The organism is Chitinophaga niabensis, from assembly GCF_900129465.1.
Lineage (GTDB): Bacteria > Bacteroidota > Bacteroidia > Chitinophagales > Chitinophagaceae > Chitinophaga > Chitinophaga niabensis.
Map to the genome: position 1 here is coordinate 1,014,432 of NZ_FSRA01000001.1, position 16,721 is coordinate 1,031,152.

At 44.1% G+C, this 16,721-nt stretch carries 17 protein-coding genes and 1 tRNA gene; 11 read left to right on the forward strand and 7 right to left on the reverse strand.

Features of this window, described 5'->3' with window-relative positions; all coding sequences use genetic code 11:
* Positions 1–2 precede the first annotated feature (2 nt).
* Positions 3–1,448: a Fe-S cluster assembly protein SufB gene (gene sufB, locus BUR42_RS03815; RefSeq protein WP_074237970.1), complete on the reverse strand. Its 1,446-nt coding sequence runs from the start codon at positions 1,446–1,448 to the stop codon at positions 3–5.
* 194 nt (positions 1,449–1,642) lie between these two features.
* Here sufB and BUR42_RS03820 point away from each other — a divergent pair, with 194 nt between their 5' ends.
* Complete coding sequence (locus BUR42_RS03820) at positions 1,643–2,284, forward strand: helix-turn-helix transcriptional regulator (RefSeq protein WP_200798209.1); 642 nt, start codon at positions 1,643–1,645, stop codon at positions 2,282–2,284.
* Between the two features lie 55 nt (positions 2,285–2,339).
* Positions 2,340–2,413: transfer RNA gene (locus BUR42_RS03825), tRNA-Lys, on the forward strand.
* Between the two features lie 118 nt (positions 2,414–2,531).
* Here BUR42_RS03825 and BUR42_RS03830 read toward each other — a convergent pair.
* Positions 2,532–2,732, reverse strand: coding sequence for a helix-turn-helix domain-containing protein (locus BUR42_RS03830; protein WP_159442212.1), 201 nt, complete (start codon positions 2,730–2,732; stop codon positions 2,532–2,534).
* 307 nt (positions 2,733–3,039) lie between these two features.
* On the opposite strand from BUR42_RS03830, the gene BUR42_RS03835 reads away from it, so the two are divergent.
* Together BUR42_RS03835 and rsgA are read left to right on the forward strand one after the other, a co-directional pair.
* Positions 3,040–3,339 (forward strand): hypothetical protein, encoded by a 300-nt coding sequence (locus tag BUR42_RS03835; protein ID WP_074237973.1) that lies wholly within the window; start codon positions 3,040–3,042, stop codon positions 3,337–3,339.
* A gap of 399 nt (positions 3,340–3,738) precedes the next feature.
* Positions 3,739–4,791, forward strand: coding sequence for a ribosome small subunit-dependent GTPase A (gene rsgA / locus BUR42_RS03840; RefSeq protein ID WP_074237974.1), 1,053 nt, complete (start codon positions 3,739–3,741; stop codon positions 4,789–4,791).
* A 64-nt stretch (positions 4,792–4,855) separates the two neighbouring features.
* On the opposite strand, the gene BUR42_RS03845 is transcribed toward rsgA, so the two are convergent.
* Together BUR42_RS03845 and BUR42_RS03850 are read right to left on the reverse strand one after the other, a co-directional pair.
* Entirely contained in the window at positions 4,856–5,677 is an 822-nt protein-coding gene (locus BUR42_RS03845; RefSeq protein ID WP_074237975.1) for a DUF4249 domain-containing protein, read from the reverse strand.
* 11 nt (positions 5,678–5,688) lie between these two features.
* Positions 5,689–8,061 carry a TonB-dependent receptor gene (locus tag BUR42_RS03850; protein ID WP_074237976.1) on the reverse strand — a complete coding sequence of 791 codons (2,373 nt, stop codon included), beginning with the start codon at positions 8,059–8,061 and terminating at the stop codon, positions 5,689–5,691.
* Between the two features lie 241 nt (positions 8,062–8,302).
* Here BUR42_RS03850 and BUR42_RS03855 point away from each other — a divergent pair, with 241 nt between their 5' ends.
* Together BUR42_RS03855 and BUR42_RS03860 are read left to right on the forward strand one after the other, a co-directional pair.
* Positions 8,303–9,310, forward strand: coding sequence for a sensor histidine kinase (locus BUR42_RS03855; RefSeq protein ID WP_074237977.1), 1,008 nt, complete (start codon positions 8,303–8,305; stop codon positions 9,308–9,310).
* A 64-nt stretch (positions 9,311–9,374) separates the two neighbouring features.
* Positions 9,375–10,097, forward strand: a complete 723-nt coding sequence (locus BUR42_RS03860; protein WP_074237978.1) for a LytR/AlgR family response regulator transcription factor — start codon at positions 9,375–9,377, stop codon at positions 10,095–10,097.
* A gap of 52 nt (positions 10,098–10,149) precedes the next feature.
* On the opposite strand, the gene BUR42_RS03865 is transcribed toward BUR42_RS03860, so the two are convergent.
* Positions 10,150–10,719, reverse strand: coding sequence for a dihydrofolate reductase family protein (locus tag BUR42_RS03865; protein ID WP_074237979.1), 570 nt, complete (start codon positions 10,717–10,719; stop codon positions 10,150–10,152).
* Positions 10,720–10,864: 145 nt separating this feature from the next.
* On the opposite strand from BUR42_RS03865, the gene BUR42_RS03870 reads away from it, so the two are divergent.
* The 5 genes from BUR42_RS03870 to BUR42_RS03890 all read left to right on the forward strand — a co-directional run bounded on the left by BUR42_RS03870 (position 10,865) and on the right by BUR42_RS03890 (position 14,249).
* Positions 10,865–11,326 carry a VOC family protein gene (locus BUR42_RS03870; protein WP_074237980.1) on the forward strand — a complete coding sequence of 154 codons (462 nt, stop codon included), beginning with the start codon at positions 10,865–10,867 and terminating at the stop codon, positions 11,324–11,326.
* A gap of 123 nt (positions 11,327–11,449) precedes the next feature.
* Positions 11,450–12,025 carry a GNAT family N-acetyltransferase gene (locus BUR42_RS03875; RefSeq protein ID WP_074240426.1) on the forward strand — a complete coding sequence of 192 codons (576 nt, stop codon included), beginning with the start codon at positions 11,450–11,452 and terminating at the stop codon, positions 12,023–12,025.
* Between the two features lie 3 nt (positions 12,026–12,028).
* Positions 12,029–12,385 carry a nuclear transport factor 2 family protein gene (locus BUR42_RS03880; protein WP_074237981.1) on the forward strand — a complete coding sequence of 119 codons (357 nt, stop codon included), beginning with the start codon at positions 12,029–12,031 and terminating at the stop codon, positions 12,383–12,385.
* 62 nt (positions 12,386–12,447) lie between these two features.
* Positions 12,448–13,413, forward strand: a complete 966-nt coding sequence (locus BUR42_RS03885; RefSeq protein WP_074237982.1) for an aldo/keto reductase — start codon at positions 12,448–12,450, stop codon at positions 13,411–13,413.
* 17 nt (positions 13,414–13,430) lie between these two features.
* Positions 13,431–14,249 carry a helix-turn-helix domain-containing protein gene (locus tag BUR42_RS03890; protein WP_074237983.1) on the forward strand — a complete coding sequence of 273 codons (819 nt, stop codon included), beginning with the start codon at positions 13,431–13,433 and terminating at the stop codon, positions 14,247–14,249.
* Between the two features lie 41 nt (positions 14,250–14,290).
* On the opposite strand, the gene BUR42_RS03895 is transcribed toward BUR42_RS03890, so the two are convergent.
* Together BUR42_RS03895 and BUR42_RS03900 are read right to left on the reverse strand one after the other, a co-directional pair.
* On the reverse strand, positions 14,291–15,103 hold the full coding sequence (locus tag BUR42_RS03895; RefSeq protein WP_074237984.1) for a glycoside hydrolase family 16 protein: 813 nt from the start codon (positions 15,101–15,103) through the stop codon (positions 14,291–14,293).
* 70 nt (positions 15,104–15,173) lie between these two features.
* The gene (locus tag BUR42_RS03900; protein WP_074237985.1) at positions 15,174–16,718 is read right to left on the reverse strand and encodes a RagB/SusD family nutrient uptake outer membrane protein; all 1,545 of its coding nucleotides are present in this window, start codon (positions 16,716–16,718) and stop codon (positions 15,174–15,176) included.
* Between the last annotated feature and the right edge of the window lie 3 nt (positions 16,719–16,721).

A 16,721-nucleotide genomic window follows, 5' to 3' on the forward strand; every position in this document is an offset into this window, starting at 1 on the left:
TGTTATCCAACACTACCTTCCAGGGTAATGGATAATAATTTTTGCGCTTCCACGGCAAATTCCATGGGGAGCTGGTTAAGAACTTCTTTTGCGTATCCGTTAACGATCATATTCACTGCCTGTTCGCTGTCAATTCCACGTTGGTTCAGGTAAAACACCTGGTCTTCCCCGATCTTGGAGGTAGTGGCTTCGTGTTCCACCATCGCCGTGTTGTTCTTTGACTCGATGTAGGGGAAAGTATGTGCCCCGCAACGATCACCGATCAGCAGGGAGTCACATTGTGTGAAGTTACGGGCGCTGGCTGCGTTAGGGCCTACTTTTACGAGACCGCGGTAAGTATTATGACCGTGGCCTGCGGAGATACCTTTGGAAATGATACGGCTTTTGGTATTCTTACCAATGTGTACCATTTTGGTGCCTGTATCTGCCACCTGCTTGTTAGCGGTTACGGCAACAGAATAGAATTCACCAATGGAGTGATCTCCCTGTAAAATTACACCCGGATACTTCCATGTGATCGCAGAACCGGTTTCCACCTGGGTCCAGGAGATCTTGGAATGATGACCTTTACAGATACCGCGTTTGGTAACGAAGTTGTAGATCCCGCCTTTACCGTCTTTATCACCGGGATACCAGTTCTGAACGGTAGAGTATTTGATCTCTGCGTTATCCAAAGCAATGAGTTCTACCACCGCTGCATGGAGTTGATTCTCGTCACGCATGGGTGCTGTACAACCTTCCAGGTAACTTACATAACTGCCTTCATCTGCCACAATGAGCGTACGCTCAAACTGGCCGGTGTTTTTGGCATTGATGCGGAAGTAGGTGGAAAGTTCCATCGGGCAGCGCACGCCTTTTGGAATATATACAAAGGAGCCGTCTGAAAAGACTGCGCAGTTCAGGGCGGCGTAAATATTGTCTGATTGGGGAACCACTGTACCGAGGTATTTCTTCACCAGTTCAGGGTGCTCTTTAACAGCTTCGCTGAAGGAGCAGAAGATAATGCCCAGTTCGTTCAGTTGTTTCTTGAAGGTGGTGGCCACGGATACGCTGTCAAATACAGCATCCACGGCAACACCGGAGAGGAGTTTTTGTTCTTCCAGTGGAATACCCAGCTTTTCAAAAGTACGGAGGAGTTCAGGGTCTACTTGATCCAGACTTTCATATTTCACCTGCTTCTTAGGTGCGGCATAGTAGGAAACACTCTGAAAATCAATTTCAGGGAGTTCAAAGTTCTGCCAGGTGGGCATAGACAGTTTCTGGTACAGCTGATAACCTTTTAACCGCCATTCCAGCAGCCACTCGGGCTCCTGTTTTTTGGCAGAAATGAAGCGTACGATCTCTTCGCTCAGGCCCGGAGGTGCAATATCCATTTCGATCTGCGTCTCAAACCCGAACTCGTAATCGCGGCCTGCCAGTTCCTGCAATATGTCTTGTTCTGCGTTCATATATTTTGCTTCTCTATCAATTTATTCTTCAAAATCGTTCAGAATTCCCCCTTTTATGTGAGATGGTACTGCAAAGATAGGTCGTCCGAAGCGGTATATTATCATATAAGAAGGGAATTTCAGCTATGCTAACCAAATACATGCATTGAAATCTCCGCAAAGTTACGATATTTGCTAATAAAGCAAGTAAAAACTTGGAAAACTACAAGGCATATCATACCTCTTCAACGGACCGTATGTTGTTGCTGCTCAAGACCAAAGGGCCGCTTTCAACAAATGGCATCGCCCGGGAGCTGGGAATTACCGGCGAGGGAGCCCGTCAGCAGCTACAGCGGCTGGCGGAAGAGGGTTGGGTAGCTTTTGAATCCAGTTCCAAAGGGGTAGGCCGCCCATCTTTAATATGGAGCCTGTCCGACCGGGGGAACCGCCGTTTTCCGGATACCCATGCAGAGCTGACGGTGCAGCTGATCAATACCATCCGGGATGTGCTGGGAGATGAGGCCCTGGGAAATGTGATCTCCGCCCGGGAGCATAAAGCGCTTTTACGTTACTATGACATTATCAGGCTGGAAGAGGGGCTGGAGGACAAGGTCCGGAAATTTGCGGCTTTGCGGTCTTCCGATGGGTACCTGGCGGAATACCGGGCTGAGGGGAATGGATTCCTTTTGATCGAGAATCATTGTCCGATCTGTGCAGCAGCGAATGCCTGCCACGATATTTGTAAAGTGGAATTGCAGACCTTTCAGCAGATATTTAAAGAATGGGCAACAGTGGAAAGGTTGGATCATGCGATAGAAGGAGCGAGGCATTGTGCGTATAGAATATTGCCTGTTTGATTTTATTTTTTTATTACATTTGCACACCCGTAGCAGAAATGTTGTGGGTTTTTTTGACTCCCTAGCTCAGTTGGTTAGAGCTACTGACTCTTAATCAGTAGGTCCTGGGTTCGAGCCCCAGGGGGGTCACTGGCCTGAAAGCTTTTTCAATAAGGCTTTCAGGCTTTTTTTCTCTTCTCAGTTTTTGTAGCAATTTGTTCAGCGTTAACACTTATGGCTGTATATGATGTGAAAGCAAAAAGAAAATTTAAGGGACAGGATGAACTCCTTTAAGTAATTCAGAAACGGATATTCCATAAGCATCGGCTATCCTGCATAACACAAAAAAGCCGGGTATATTTTCGCCCTTCTCATAACCTTCATATTGTTTGTGTTCAATGTCTGCCTCAAGCCCAACCTGGCGGAATGACCAACCTTTGGCTTCCCGGAGCTCATGTAGCCTGGTCATCAGATTGGTCCTTATTTTATCCTTTTTGTCATTCATTCATCCTAAATCTGATAATTCCGATCTTAATAACTGTGGTGATATTTACCCACAGTCCAAAAAAAGCCTTATATTCATATATCTTTACTGCCTTAAATAATTTGAAGGCATCGCTTTATATCCTGTCCGACCGACCAAGTTTGAGGACACGGGATCAGAAGTGAGGCCTGCGTACGTATGTGCGCGGGCTCTTCTTGTCTGGTCCTCCTTGGTCGGTCGGCTGGCGAGTTGAGTACCGCGCCTTTTTTTGTGGCGCACAAAATCTGTGGCCATGGAGAAAAGCAATACGATCCATACCATTCATTTAGAACTGGGAATGCCGCTGTGGGCCATTATATTTTTTGTCTTAGCGATTGGTGGCTTTTGCTTTTTGATTCAATACGCCACATACCTGCATTTAACCCGTAAAGAAACTACTGAGACATGTACAAAGGCAGATACCTTGACCAACCAGTCGACGACGAAATATAATCACTTACCTAACCTACCGGGGATTCCTCTCTGGTATTGTCCTTTACAAGGTGTTGACAGCCTGTTCCTCACCTGGCAGGGTCTTCAATTAGTGCCTTAATGATCTGAATGTCGTTGAAAGTAAGGTTTGTTTTCTCCGGTAAATGCATCACTGTAGTATCAGGAATAAATTTTTCTTGAAAATAAAACAAGATTCTAAATTACCATAACCCCCTAAAATTTCACGATAGCTAATTCATCTACCTGCAAATTCCGTTTTAGTATAATGGGTACATTGCCCTATGACATTGAATTATTTTTTACCTTTGTACCTCATGCAAAAACAGCTATTCACATATTATAATGTAGCGATTGGAATGATTGCCTGATTCCGGGTGTCTTGTTTCTGAAATTGCCAGCTTGGTAGTTCCCATACTATCAAAGGCGATCTTGTATGCAGCAAACCATTCGGATGAAAGAAGATGAGGCAATTTTATTTCATCATTCTAAATTATAAGTAGTGAATAACTTATCATTATATGGTTGGAACGACGCCCTGTTCCAACTCAAACAAACCTCACAATACAATCATCTTTCCCACGGTCGTGTTTCCGCGGTAAACAAAACCAATTATGAAGTTATCGCTGAGAGCGGTTTGCTGTTGTGCGAACTAACCGGTAACCTGCTTTATGGAAGGTCATTATTTGAACTTCCGTGTACAGGCGATTGGGTTATTTTTCAACCGCTTGACGATAGCAAAGGAATAATCGTTGATATCTTACCCCGTAAACATACGCTGTACCGGAGAAAGAGCGGTACAATTTCCGAACGGCAGGCTATTGCATCCTATGTTGATAAGGCATTTATTGTACAAAGCCTTGATGCTAATTTCAATGTTCGCCGAACGGAGCGTTTTATGGCACAAGTATTAGAAGAAGATATTCAGCCGGTATTGATACTCACTAAATCTGATCTGGAATTTAACCGCCACCAGGTAGATGGATCGCTGAAACATATTAGCCGCCAAATGCCGGTATTTTTCACCAGCATTCTTTCTCCTGGAACAATACTTCCTGTGCGGAAATTTATCAAACCGGGAGAATCGATCGTATTAGTGGGATCTTCAGGGGTTGGGAAAAGTTCTTTGATCAATGCATTGTGTGAACGGGCTGTACTTCCCACATCTGAAATAAGCCAGTCATCAGGTAAAGGACGGCATACTTCAACCCGGAGAGAAATGGTGCTGATGGATGATAGCGGTGTTTTAATAGATACGCCGGGCGTAAGGGAATTTGGATTGGCCCTGGACAACCCGGAGGCATTAGCAGATATGTTTGATGTCGCCGATTTTGCAGCATCCTGTCGTTTTAAGGATTGTACGCATGTGAATGAACCAGGCTGTGCAGTTATTGAAGCTGTAAACAACGGTGTTTTAGAAGAGGAGGTGTACAGTAGTTACCTCAAATTGCGAAAAGAATCCTGGTACTTTTCTACTTCTGAACATGAAAAACGAAAAAGAGATAAGTCTTTTGCCAGAATTTCAGAGGAGGCTAAGAAGATAAAGAAACGTTGATCTTAGTACAGGGGACAAGTCTGAAATGATGAACTTGTCCCCTTTTTGCATTACCCCCAATTTACTATTGTATCGTATAATCCTTTACGGCCACTTCCGATAACCTGAAATATCCATAAGCAAAGTTGGCTACATGGGTCTCATTGATGATATTCCCTCTCACCGAACCTGGTGTTGTTTGAAACGGGCCGTTACCAGCCCCGGATGCCGCCAGCAGTTTTCTGAAATAATCATAATACCTCCTGGAGATTCCATATAGCCTGATGTTTATCAGGTCTCCCGTCTTCAGATCTTCGTCGGAGAAATATTCCTGCATCAGGTTGCCCTGGGTGTTTTTGTCATCTTTGGCTTTATAATCCGGAAATTTTGATACAGGAGACAGGATGCGGTGCAGATAATGATTTTCTTCATTACCATTATCCTGGTAGTAGTAGGTGATTTCCACTTCATCACCTCCAAATCCGCCGTTATTATTCTGTGTAATATTCTTTTCAATATCCGGCACACCTATGCAAGTTTCGGTTGCAGTATATGTTTCCCCATTTAAAACCACTTTTAATGTATATGTTTCCCCGATAACCGGATGGAAATTGGAGCAGATATATTCTCCCGTACCGGGGTTTTCTGTAAAGCTAAAAACAGTATTTGCTGAATTTGTTATAACTATATCCGCGCCTGAAACTGTTGGGAATTCCGTACTGTAATATCCGGTTGTGGTGGAGAGTTTGATCTTCTGCTCATTGCCGGTAGTGCCCTTAACCCAGTCAATCGATGCGTCAATCACCAATTTGGGTGCTGCTGTTTCCAAATCCACTTCCACTACTTTTGTGCAGGACAGCAGGAAAAAAAAGGAGGGGACCACCATGTATCTGAATATATTTTTCATTTTTATTAGCATTAAAATCTGAAATTGTAAGTCACGCCCGGAATGATGCTGAAGATCGATATCTTCTTTGCTTCGCTCAGCCCTGTTTCCCTGTTTTGCTCAAACATAAGAGATGCGGCGTTGCTTCTATTGTAAACATTGTAAATACTGAACACCCATTCTCCCTTCCACCTTTTTTTGCTGTCTGGCTTTGGTATGTATGTTGCCGATAGGTCCAAATGATGGTAAGCCGGAAGTGAATTAATATTTCGTTCTCCGTAATTCCCGATCGTAATTCCCTGGTACTGGTATTTACCGATGGGATAGGTTGCAGCTTTCCCTGTCTGGTAGGTGAAAATGCCGCCAAAGCTCCATTTTTTGGTCAGTTGATAAGCGGCAGTAAGTGAAAGGTTATGCGTTTTATCGTAATTGGCACGATACCATTCGCCGTTGTTAATGCCAGGTTCTTCTGCCGTTCTTCCCGGCGTGCGCTGCTCTGCTTTGGAAAGTGTGTAAGAAAGCCAGCCTGTGAGCTTCCCGGTATTTTTCTTCAGCATCACCTCCAGTCCATAAGCCCTGGCCTCTCCGTTTAGCAGTACCTGTTCTATGGCTTTGTGGGCAATCAATTCGGCGCCGTCGATGTAATCTGCTTTGTTCTTAATTTTCTTGTAAAAAGCTTCTGTTTCCAGGGAATACTTTTCATTGCTGAAATTCCTGAAATAGCCCAATGCAACCTGGTCAAGGATCTCAGGTTGCAAATATTGGTCGCTCGGCGCCCAGATATCGAGTGGGGAAACGGAGGCTGTGTTGGAAATTAAATGGATATACTGGCTCATCCGGTTATAACTCGCCTTAATGGACTGGTCGTCATTAATGGCATAAGAAACGGCCAAACGGGGTTCTACATTTCCAAAGCCAATGATCTTTTTGTTCTTATCGTAATGTGTTATGCCTGTGGGCGTTCCTTCTTCATAAAGTTGTAACGCCGGATTGAAAGACACAGCCTGGTTATTTGCATAATTATTTACATTTTGTTCCCCCAACCGCATGAAATTGCTATATCGCAGTCCATAGGTCAATGATATTTTATCCGAGAGTTTTTGCTCGGCGCTGATATACAAGGCGTTTTCCCAGGCATATTTTTTTTCAATCTGGTCAGCATTGATAGGTGATGAAGTGTCCATAGGCTTTATAGTGCCGGGATTGAACTGGTAGTAGATGGAATTGATGCCGTAATTCAACACCAGCTTATCGGACAGGTAATGGTTAAAATTGTACTTAAAATTATAATTACGGATGTCCGATGCCCAATCAATGCCAACATATTTTATCTTCAGGCCATAATCGTACTTGCTGTAAATGACGGATGCATTGGAAAAGAACTTATCAGAAAAGATATGGTTCCAGCGGAGATTAAAGAATGAGTTCCCATAATTGTTGCTGAAAAAATTACTGAAATCCATTTTGTCCTTGCCGAAATATCCTGAAAGGAAAAGCCGGTTATTGTCATTGATCTTATAATTCAGTTTGGCGTTCAAATCATAAAAAGACACCGCATTGTCGTTGCCAGCCAGTTTCAGGAACAAATTCGCATAAGAAGTACGGCCGGCAACTACGAACGAACCTTTATCTTTTACAATCGGGCCTTCTGCCAATAACCTGCTCGAAATCGCTCCGATCCCACCCGTTAGGTGATATTCCTTGTTGTTCCCTTCCTTCTGGTAAATATCCAAAACAGAGGAAGTTCGCCCGCCGAAATTAGCCGGTATTCCACCTTTATACAATTTCAGATCTTTGATCACATCAGCATTAAAAACGGAGAAAAAACCGAACAGGTGAGAAGTATTGTACACAACGGCTTCATCTAACAATATCAGGTTGCCGTCAACCGAACCGCCCCTGACGTTAAAGCCCGTTGCTCCTTCCTGGGCATTGGAAACTCCGGGAAGCTGCAGGATGGCTTTCAAAATATCAACCTCGCCCATCACTGCCGGCATCTTTTTGATGGTGGCAATGCTGAGCTTATTCACACTCATTTCCGGTTTCCGGATGTTGCTTGCTGAACGCCTGTCTTTTATCACTACTTCATCCAGCGTTTTGCTTTTTTCAAGCATGGAAAAATCTTTCCTGATGTTTTCTGTCAGGGAGATATGTTCCTCAATATTCTCAAATCCCATACAACTGATAACGATCGTATATTCTCCTTTGGGCAGGGTGATGGAATAAAAACCATATGTATTGGTAATTGTTGAAACTTTCGCTTCCGGGACGAAGATGCTTGCGCCGGCTATTGTTTCGGTGTTTGTTTTTATGGTAATTGTTCCACTCAAGGTGACCTTCCCCTGCGAATAGGCCCCCAATGAAATGGCTATAAACAGTAGTGTGTAAATGAACTTGTATCTCATCTTTTAAAGATCGATTTAACTTACAATTGGATACAAAGCTATTCTCCTGGAGAACCACCATTTTCTAATTATACCAAACGCAGTATCTTTTATAGCAAAGTACGCCGGGGCACTACAAAATATCTTTTCCGTTCATGCGTTTCATATTGCTCCTGCTTTCGTATAAAAAGCAGGAACTTTCGTATAAAAACAGATCAGAGCATAGCTTTAAATGTTAAATTTGTGCTACACAATTTTCTAGATGAATGATCTTACCCATCAGCAGCTTATTAAAGAAAATATACTTTTTCGTTTCCTGATCTCACCTGATCGCAGGATCTTCCGGCATCTGCTGTTCATTGTTTTTATAGGCACCGTATTGTATAACAGCACTTCCATCATTGCCAACCCTATAGCGGTATTTGCCTATTTTATCATATTATTCTACGTGAATATGTATGTGCTGGTGCCGAAGCTTTTGTTCAGGAATAGAAATATTGAATATGGCTTGTCTGTGCTCGGCATCCTTGTTGTAGTGGCTATTTGTGGTTCCTTTTTCAATCCTTTTAATAAAGGAAATGCGCTGAACATCCCGCTTTTTTCCTTTCTTACCGTGCTGCTGTTAGCGGCCTCATCTTCCATAAAACTGTTTCAGAAGGGAATGAGGGACAAGCAAATGATCTACGAGCTGGAACGGTCGAAAACGTATGCAGAATTGGAACAATTGAAGAACCAGATCAACCCGCATTTTTTGTTTAATATGCTGAACAACGCCAATGTTCTAACGAAGAAAGACCCCGATAAAGCCTCAGAGGTTTTAATGAAGCTGAGCGATCTACTTCGCTACCAGCTTTATGACAGTGCAAGAGATAAGGTGTTATTGACTTCGGACATTCATTTCCTGGAGGATTTTTTAAATTTGGAAAAAATAAGGCGGGATAGTTTTGATTTCCTGATCTCCAAAGATGGGGATTTGAGCGGCGTGCAGATTCCGCCTTTGCTGTTCATTTCGTTTGTGGAAAATGCAGTGAAGCACAACAATGATGCAACAAGATCGTCTTATGTAAACCTGTATTTCGATGTCAGGAATGATGAACTTTTCTTTAAATGCATCAATTCCAAACCGATGCTCAGGTCCGTTAATAATACAGGCGGATTGGGGTTGGCAAATGTCAAGCGAAGGCTGCAACTTTTGTTCCCGGAAACACATAGTTTACATATCGAAGATGGTTCAGAAAGCTACTGCGTAACCTTAACCATAAAGCTATGAGGGTGATAAGAAAATTCGAATATCGCAGGCGATCATTTCGTTTTATAGTAAAGCGTATAAAATTATGAACTGTATTATTATAGATGATGAACCATTGGCAAGAGAAGCCATAGAAATGTTGATTAACCAAACTGGCGATTTGGATCTGATCGGTTCATTCAACAGCCCTGAAACGGTCACAAATTTTATGGAGGGCAATACCGTTGATTTAATCTTCCTTGACATACAAATGCCGGGAATTAATGGAATTGAATTTGCCCGCTCCATTCCCAAAGATACATTTGTGATCTTTACAACCGCCTATTCTGAATTTGCTACCGACAGCTACGAAGTAGATGCGATCGACTACCTGATAAAACCTGTAAAATTAGCCCGTTTTCAAAAGGCTGTTGAAAAAGCCCATACCTACGCCAAATTATTCAAGGCGGATTACGCTAATAACAATATTGAACAGGTAGCTGACGACTTTTTCTTTGTGAAAGCAGACCGCAGGATCTTTAAAGTATATTTCAATAACATACTTTTTATCCAGGGTTTGAAAGATTATGTTATAATGCACAGCGAAAATCAGAAGGTAATTACGGCGATGAATATCAAAACTATCTACGACCAGTTACCGAAAGATATGTTTGTGAGAGTAAGTAAATCCTATGTCATCAATGTTAAACATATCGGTTCAGTGGATAATAACACGGTGTACATCGGTACAAACGAAATCCCTATCGGAAGTATTTATAGGGATTTCTTTTTCAGCGAATTTGTGACAAAAAGGATAGTGGGCAGGTAGTATTGTCTGAAAGGCATTCCTTCCTTCAATAGTTTTTCTGATCTAAGCCTCATCAGCTTTTCAGCGATCCCAGGTGCCGGTAAGTATTAAGTAACACACCGGTAGGCGTGGTGGCGGTACTCACAAATTCAAGTTTGCGGGCATCAAAGCTGTCTGAAAAAATGCGCTTGCCTTTGCCCAGCAATACCGGGTATACGATCAGGATAACTTCATCTATCAATCCAGCATCCAGCAGTACAGACGTTAATGATATACTTCCGGAAAGAACAAAGTCAGGCCCTTCGGTGGACTTAAGTTTGCGAAGCGCTTCAACGAGATCTCCGCCCAGATCCTTAACGGGTCCCCAAGTCAGGCTCTCCGGTCTGTGGGTAACAACGTATTTGGTAGCGCTGTTGATGGCATTTGCCATAGGAAAGTCGCCGGCAGTTGGCCAGAATCCCAGCCAGGAATCATAGGTCCGGCGGCCAATCAGCAGATCAAAGCCGGGACCATATGCCTCCAGGAGGCTTGCCTGCCCGGCCGGTGTGCGGTAGGGGGCTGTCCATCCTCCGTACTCATAATCTTCGCCGTGCTCAATCACGCCGTCAAGGGAGATATGTTCGAAAATCCTGATCTTTCTCATTTTGTTGTTGTTTAATGATGATCCAAATTTAGGACAGACCAGAAACAAGCGTAGGGTGCAATTCCGACAATATGCGGGTGTTAATGACCATTTTTTGCAAAATGTACTTTACGTATCTTTAGAGATAAACTTTAAATAGAAAACCATGGCAACGAATAAAGTACTGCGAATGGACAATGTAGGGATTGTTGTAGAATCCCTTGATGAGGCTGTTTCCTTTTTTACAGAAATAGGCCTGAAGCTCGAAGGACGGGCCACGATCGAAGGAGAATGGGCTGGACGCGTTACTGGACTGGGTACGCAGAACGTAGAGGTAGCCATGATGATTACCCCTGATGGCCACAGCCGGCTGGAGCTTTCTCAGTTTATAACCCCGCCTGTTATAGAAGATCATAGAACTGCTCCTGTGAATGCGCTCGGTTATCTGCGCGTTATGTTCACTGTTGAAAATGTAGACGAGTTGGTATCCCGGCTCATCAGGCATGGCGCTCAGCTTGTGGGCGAAGTGGTCAACTACGAAAACATATACAAACTCTGCTACATTCGTGCAAAAGATGGTCTGCTAATTGGTTTGGCAGAACAGCTCAATGCGGGCAGCGCCAAATAAATATTGCACTTAAAGATCTTAAATCGTTCAGTAATGGGATGTGACACAATTGCGTGTCACATTTTTTTTGCAGTTTTAATTGGCCCAAAGCTTGTACTGAATGAACCGTTCAAATGAATGGATATGAAAATAAAAACAGCTTTGGAAACAGACCAGGCCGGTGCCATTAGTGTATTAACATTGGCATTCACTGTTGATCCAATGGCCAGATGGTCCCTATCAGACCCGGCAACGTATCTGGCCACTTTCTCTTCTATAACAAAGGCTTTCGGAGGCAGTGCGTTCGAGCAGGGAACGGCCTACGTAGCCAATGGTTTCACCGGTGCTGCCTTATGGTTGCCGCCCGGCGCCAAATCCGATGAGAAATCCTTAAAGAGGCTGTTCGACGAGAACACGAACGACGATATAAAAGAAGACATGCAGGTGATTTTTGAGCAAATGGAAAAATTCCACCCGGCAGAACCGCACTGGTATTTACCCATGATAGGCGTTGACCCGGCTCATCAGGGTGCCGGGATAGGATCTGCACTGATGGCGGAAGCACTCAAGGCAGTGGACCGTGATAGGTCAATCGCATATCTCGAATCTTCAAATCCCAGGAATATTTCGCTATACGAGCGTCACGGTTTCGAGGTGATCGGCGAAATTCAATCCGGCAGTTCGCCTGTTTTACGCCCCATGTTAAGAAAAGCACGATAGATCATGAATAATAAAGCAATACTCGAAAAGGCAAATGCTGCCATCATGGAAGGCGACCATGAAGGATTTCTGATTCTCTGCACCGAGGATACAGAATGGACATTTATAGGGGACAGGACCTTACGGGGGAAGGAAGCCGTTAGACAATATATGGCATCAACGTACGTAGAGCCACCAGAATTCATGGTCGAAAATTTAATTGCGGAAGGTGACTTTGTAACGGCAATTGGTAAGATCAGTTTGAAGAACGAAGATGGAAAAACAATTAATTACGCTTACTGCGATGTTTGGCGATTCCGCGATGGTAAGATGGCCGGGTTGAAGGCTTTCGTTATTGAGCTACCCAGGCAAGTAAATTGAGCTATGGGAGAAAGCAGCCAGCGCCCGTAATACTGACCTTTGTGTCATTAAATCAAAGATCAATGACAACAAAGATAACTTTGGGAAAAAATGGGCCACTCGTGTCCAAGCTCGGATTAGGCTGTATGCGCATGTCTCCTGTTTGGGGAAGCGGGATGAATGATGAAAGCGAAAGTATCGCCACCATTCAGACGGCATTGGACAGCGGAATTAATTTTTTGAATACAGGAGATTTTTACGGCAGCGGGCACAATGAGCTGTTGGTAGGTAAGGCCATCAAAGGTAGGAGGGACGACGCTTTTATAAGTGTTAAATTTGGCGGCATCGTTTATGGTGGTCAGTTCCTTGGGTTGGACCTTCGCCCTATGGCTATCAAAAACTTTATCGAATATTCCCTGGTACGTTTAGGCATAGATACCATTGATCTTTATCAACCCTGCAGGCTCGATAACAGTGTTCCGATGGAAGACGTGATCGGAACGGTGGCCGATCTGATCAAAGAAGGAAAGGTGCGTTATCTCGGCGTTTCTGAAATTACCGCCGCCCAATTGCGCAAAGCAAATAGTATTTACCCGGTAACTGCATTGGAAATAGGCTATTCACTGGCAGACCGCCAGATAGAAAGCGACCTGCTTCCTACGGCTAAAGAACTGGGTATCGGTGTTGTGGCATTTGCCAATACGGCCGAAGGATTGCTCACCGGGGAAATGAAAGCTCCGCTTCCTGCCAATGCCTACCATCGTCACTTCTCCCGTTTCCAGGGACAGAACCTGGTAAAGAACCTGGAAAAAGTGGAAGTATTAAAGCAAATGGCAAAAGAGAAGGGATACACACCTGCACAGCTGGCAATTGCCTGGGTGAATACACAGGGCGATCATATTATGCCACTGGTAAGCATGAGCCGCAGATCACGGTTGCCGGAAAACCTGCAGGCTATGGAAATTACCTTCTCACCTGACGAGTTAAAAACGCTTCATACTCATTTTTCACCAGGTGCGATATTAGGAGGTACTTACCTGCAGCGCTAAAGCTGTAACTTTACAGTATGACCAATCCAACAGAAATACTTCCGGGGATCATCTTTTTCTCCTATTACTCCAACATGAGAAAGGAGAAGGTGGCATTCATGGAGGACAATACCCTCATATTGCAGGTTTTGGGCCAGTTTATCCTGGAAACTGCCAACCATAAGATCTCCATGGAAGGCGGCCAAATGTTGCTGGTAAGAAAGAATCAACTGGGAGAAATTACCAAGATCCCTTTGAACGGTGAGGGATATCAAACAATTGTCATTCGCCTCAAGGAAGATTTACTCAGGAAGATTGCCCTTGAAGAGCAAATAGCTGTAGAACAAAAATATGCAGGGCCTGCCAATGTGCTAATTCCCGGAAACGATTTTTTACATGCTTTTTTTCAATCCCTGTTGCCATATGTCCGTCATCCGGAAAAAAAGATCACCACAGAGGTAGGTATGCTCAAAGTAAAAGAAGCGGTATATCTCCTCCTGGATATCATGCCGGGACTCAGGGAATTCCTCTTCGATTTTTCTGATCCTTATAAGATGGACCTGGAGAAATTCATGGTCAGCAATTTTCATTACAATATTCCTGTTGATCAATTTGCACGCCTCACGGGAAGAAGCCTTGCCGGTTTCAAGCGTGATTTCCAGAAAATATTCGGACTGGCTCCACGGCAGTGGTTGCTGGAAAGGCGATTAGCGGAAGCCCGCCATCTTATAGAAACAAAGAACAAAAAGCCATCGGCGATCTATCTTGACCTGGGTTTTGAAAGCCTTTCTCATTTCTCCCATTCTTTTAAGAAGAAATTCGGTAAGGCACCCACTGAATGGGTAGCACAGGAATAATAAAAAAAGGCTTCAGGTCAACAACCTGAAGCCTTTTTATTCTACTTCTTATCCTGATAAACCCTCACGTAATCTATCAGCATCGTTGCCGGGAAAATAGTGGGATCAATCCCTTTGGCACCTTCCCATCTACCACCCACAGAGATATTCATGATGATATGAAAAGGGGCGTCGAACGGCCATTCCGCCGGTGTTTTGTGTTCATTGGGGAAATGATACCGGTGTATGCCGTCAATAAAATAATCGATCCCTTCCGGCGTCCATTCCATAGCATAAACATGAAAAGCGTCCCATGGCCTTGGCAGGTAAGTTCTAACCCCTCTTTGGGTTCCTTTGATATGATTATAGGCACCTGTATGAACAGTCTGATAGATGCTGTCAGTATGCCATTCTATATGCTCCACGATATCAATTTCGCCACAATTAGGCCAACCGCCATATTTCTTTGTGGAAGCCAGCATCCATACGGCAGGAAGTACGCCAAGCCCTTTGGCAATTTTTGCACGGACCTCTATTCTTCCGTATGTCCATTCATACTTGCCTTTGGTAAGCAGCCTGGCTGAGGTATAGGAGGTATCGGTACCTTGAATATGCCTGTTGGCTTTTATCTGTAACATGCCATTGGCCACTTTTGCAGTAGCGGTATCGTTGGCTGTATAATTCTGTAGTTCATTATTCCCCCAGCCACTTTTGCCAACATCGTACCCCCATTTTTTAGCATCCGGAAGCCCTTTATAATTGAATTCATCGCTCCAGGCAAGTTTCCAGGAGGTGTTGACGGTTTTTTTCTGCGCATAGGAGCAATGAGAGGCGCATATGATCAGTGTGATCAAACAGTTACGGGTAAATATCATGTCTATGGGTTTTGAAAGAAAGAAGGCATGATCAATATTGCATCATGCCTTCTTTGAGAAAGATAAGTGATTATTTAAGATTTGAATTTACGTCTTCCTGTGCCTGTGGGATAGGCAGAAATTCACTTTTACCTTTTATGAATCCGGGAAGCACGGTAGCTGCCTGATCTGTTCTCAGCAGGTCGTTAAACCTTTCTCCCCACCATTCGCAGATAAGTTCAGCGCGGCGTTCATCCAAAACCTGTTGCAAAGTAGCGTTTGTAAGAGGGCCGAGGTTTACCCGCAAACGAACTTCATTCAACGGGCCGTCTCCATTCTGGCCTTTACGGACCTTTGCTTCTGCATTCATCAGCAATGCTTCTGCATATCTGAATATCCGTACGTTATTATTGGAGCCATAATCCTGCCTGCCTGCCGTCATCTGGGATTTAGGGAAATAAGACTTCCCGTTAAAGTATTTTTTCCTTGCGCCATTTCCGGAAACGGGATCGCCATCCGGCGTAACAGTAACTGTACCGGGTTCTCCATTTACGCCGCAATATTGTATAGCTGTTTTTAACCGGAGTGCATCATTACGGGCAGTCAGGAAATCTACTGCTTTTTGAGTGGGTACCATCCAGCCCGGGCCAGTGATGGGTGTTCCAAAAGTATTTTCAGGTCCCTGGAAGAGGTAAAAATTACCCCAGGATTCATTGGAACCTCCGGAGGTAACCACATCACCTGTTTCTGTTCCAAAATCCGAATACTGAAATTCTAATATAGCTTCATCACAAAGTTTGCCGGGTTTTTTGAATAACTGGTAGTAGTCGCCGAACAATGTAAACTTATGGCTATTGACGATCTGGTTTGTAGTTTCCAGCACAACATCCCAATAAGGACTTGCATTGGTATTACCTGCAAGGTCCATAGCAACCTTGGCTTTCAGCATTAAGGCGGTATATTTGGTTACTGCTCCCTGCCTGGGCGCCGCTACCTGGTTAGGTCTTGCATCCTCCAGGTTGGCAATACAGAAGTCCATTTCCTCGATAATATTTTTCCTGATATCCTCCAGTTTACTTTTAGTGGCATTGCCCAGTTTGGCCGGATCTGTACTTTCCTGTCCAAGCATGGGAATGTCTCCAAAATACCGGCTGATCCAGTAATGCCCCAACGCTCTGAAAAACCTGACTTCTGCCCGGTATTGTGCAAGGAGCTTAGTGTTAGCTGCATCACTGGGAGGTATGTTCTTAGCAAATTCATCTAACTCAACCAGTGCGGAGTTAGCGCCTAATACTACACCATAAAGACTGATCCACATATCATTGATACCCCAGTAACTCTTTACGGTTACATTGTTCTGGAAATTGTGGATGGCAATCTGGCCGGCATCATCATTACCCGGTTCTATTTCATCGCCGCGTACAGACCTGATGGCTACGCTGATCCATTTGGCAAAAGTGCCGCTGCTGGCGGTCCGGTAAACACCTGCTACCGGCCTGTACATCAGGGTAAGGTCTGCATAATTGATCTTAGCGGCCTGCACGTCATTTTCCAACGGACGATCTAAAAACTTGGAACAACCTGCTGAGAGGATGATCATTATCACCAGGCTTACGGCTAATTTATAAAGTTTCATAAT

Coding starts and splice junctions, on each gene's coding strand:
- BUR42_RS03850 (WP_074237976.1), bottom strand. CDS start 8,061: ATGAGATACAAGTTCATTTACACACTACTGTTTATAGCCATTTCATTG.
- BUR42_RS03865 (WP_074237979.1), bottom strand. CDS start 10,719: ATGAGAAAGATCAGGATTTTCGAACATATCTCCCTTGACGGCGTGATT.
- BUR42_RS03860 (WP_074237978.1), top strand. CDS start 9,375: ATGAACTGTATTATTATAGATGATGAACCATTGGCAAGAGAAGCCATA.
- BUR42_RS03900 (WP_074237985.1), bottom strand. CDS start 16,718: ATGAAACTTTATAAATTAGCCGTAAGCCTGGTGATAATGATCATCCTC.
- BUR42_RS03880 (WP_074237981.1), top strand. CDS start 12,029: ATGAATAATAAAGCAATACTCGAAAAGGCAAATGCTGCCATCATGGAA.
- BUR42_RS03895 (WP_074237984.1), bottom strand. CDS start 15,103: ATGATATTTACCCGTAACTGTTTGATCACACTGATCATATGCGCCTCT.
- BUR42_RS03855 (WP_074237977.1), top strand. CDS start 8,303: ATGAATGATCTTACCCATCAGCAGCTTATTAAAGAAAATATACTTTTT.
- BUR42_RS03845 (WP_074237975.1), bottom strand. CDS start 5,677: ATGAAAAATATATTCAGATACATGGTGGTCCCCTCCTTTTTTTTCCTG.
- BUR42_RS03890 (WP_074237983.1), top strand. CDS start 13,431: ATGACCAATCCAACAGAAATACTTCCGGGGATCATCTTTTTCTCCTAT.
- BUR42_RS03875 (WP_074240426.1), top strand. CDS start 11,450: ATGAAAATAAAAACAGCTTTGGAAACAGACCAGGCCGGTGCCATTAGT.
- sufB (WP_074237970.1), bottom strand. CDS start 1,448: ATGAACGCAGAACAAGACATATTGCAGGAACTGGCAGGCCGCGATTAC.
- BUR42_RS03835 (WP_074237973.1), top strand. CDS start 3,040: ATGGAGAAAAGCAATACGATCCATACCATTCATTTAGAACTGGGAATG.
- BUR42_RS03830 (WP_159442212.1), bottom strand. CDS start 2,732: ATGACCAGGCTACATGAGCTCCGGGAAGCCAAAGGTTGGTCATTCCGC.
- BUR42_RS03870 (WP_074237980.1), top strand. CDS start 10,865: ATGGCAACGAATAAAGTACTGCGAATGGACAATGTAGGGATTGTTGTA.
- BUR42_RS03885 (WP_074237982.1), top strand. CDS start 12,448: ATGACAACAAAGATAACTTTGGGAAAAAATGGGCCACTCGTGTCCAAG.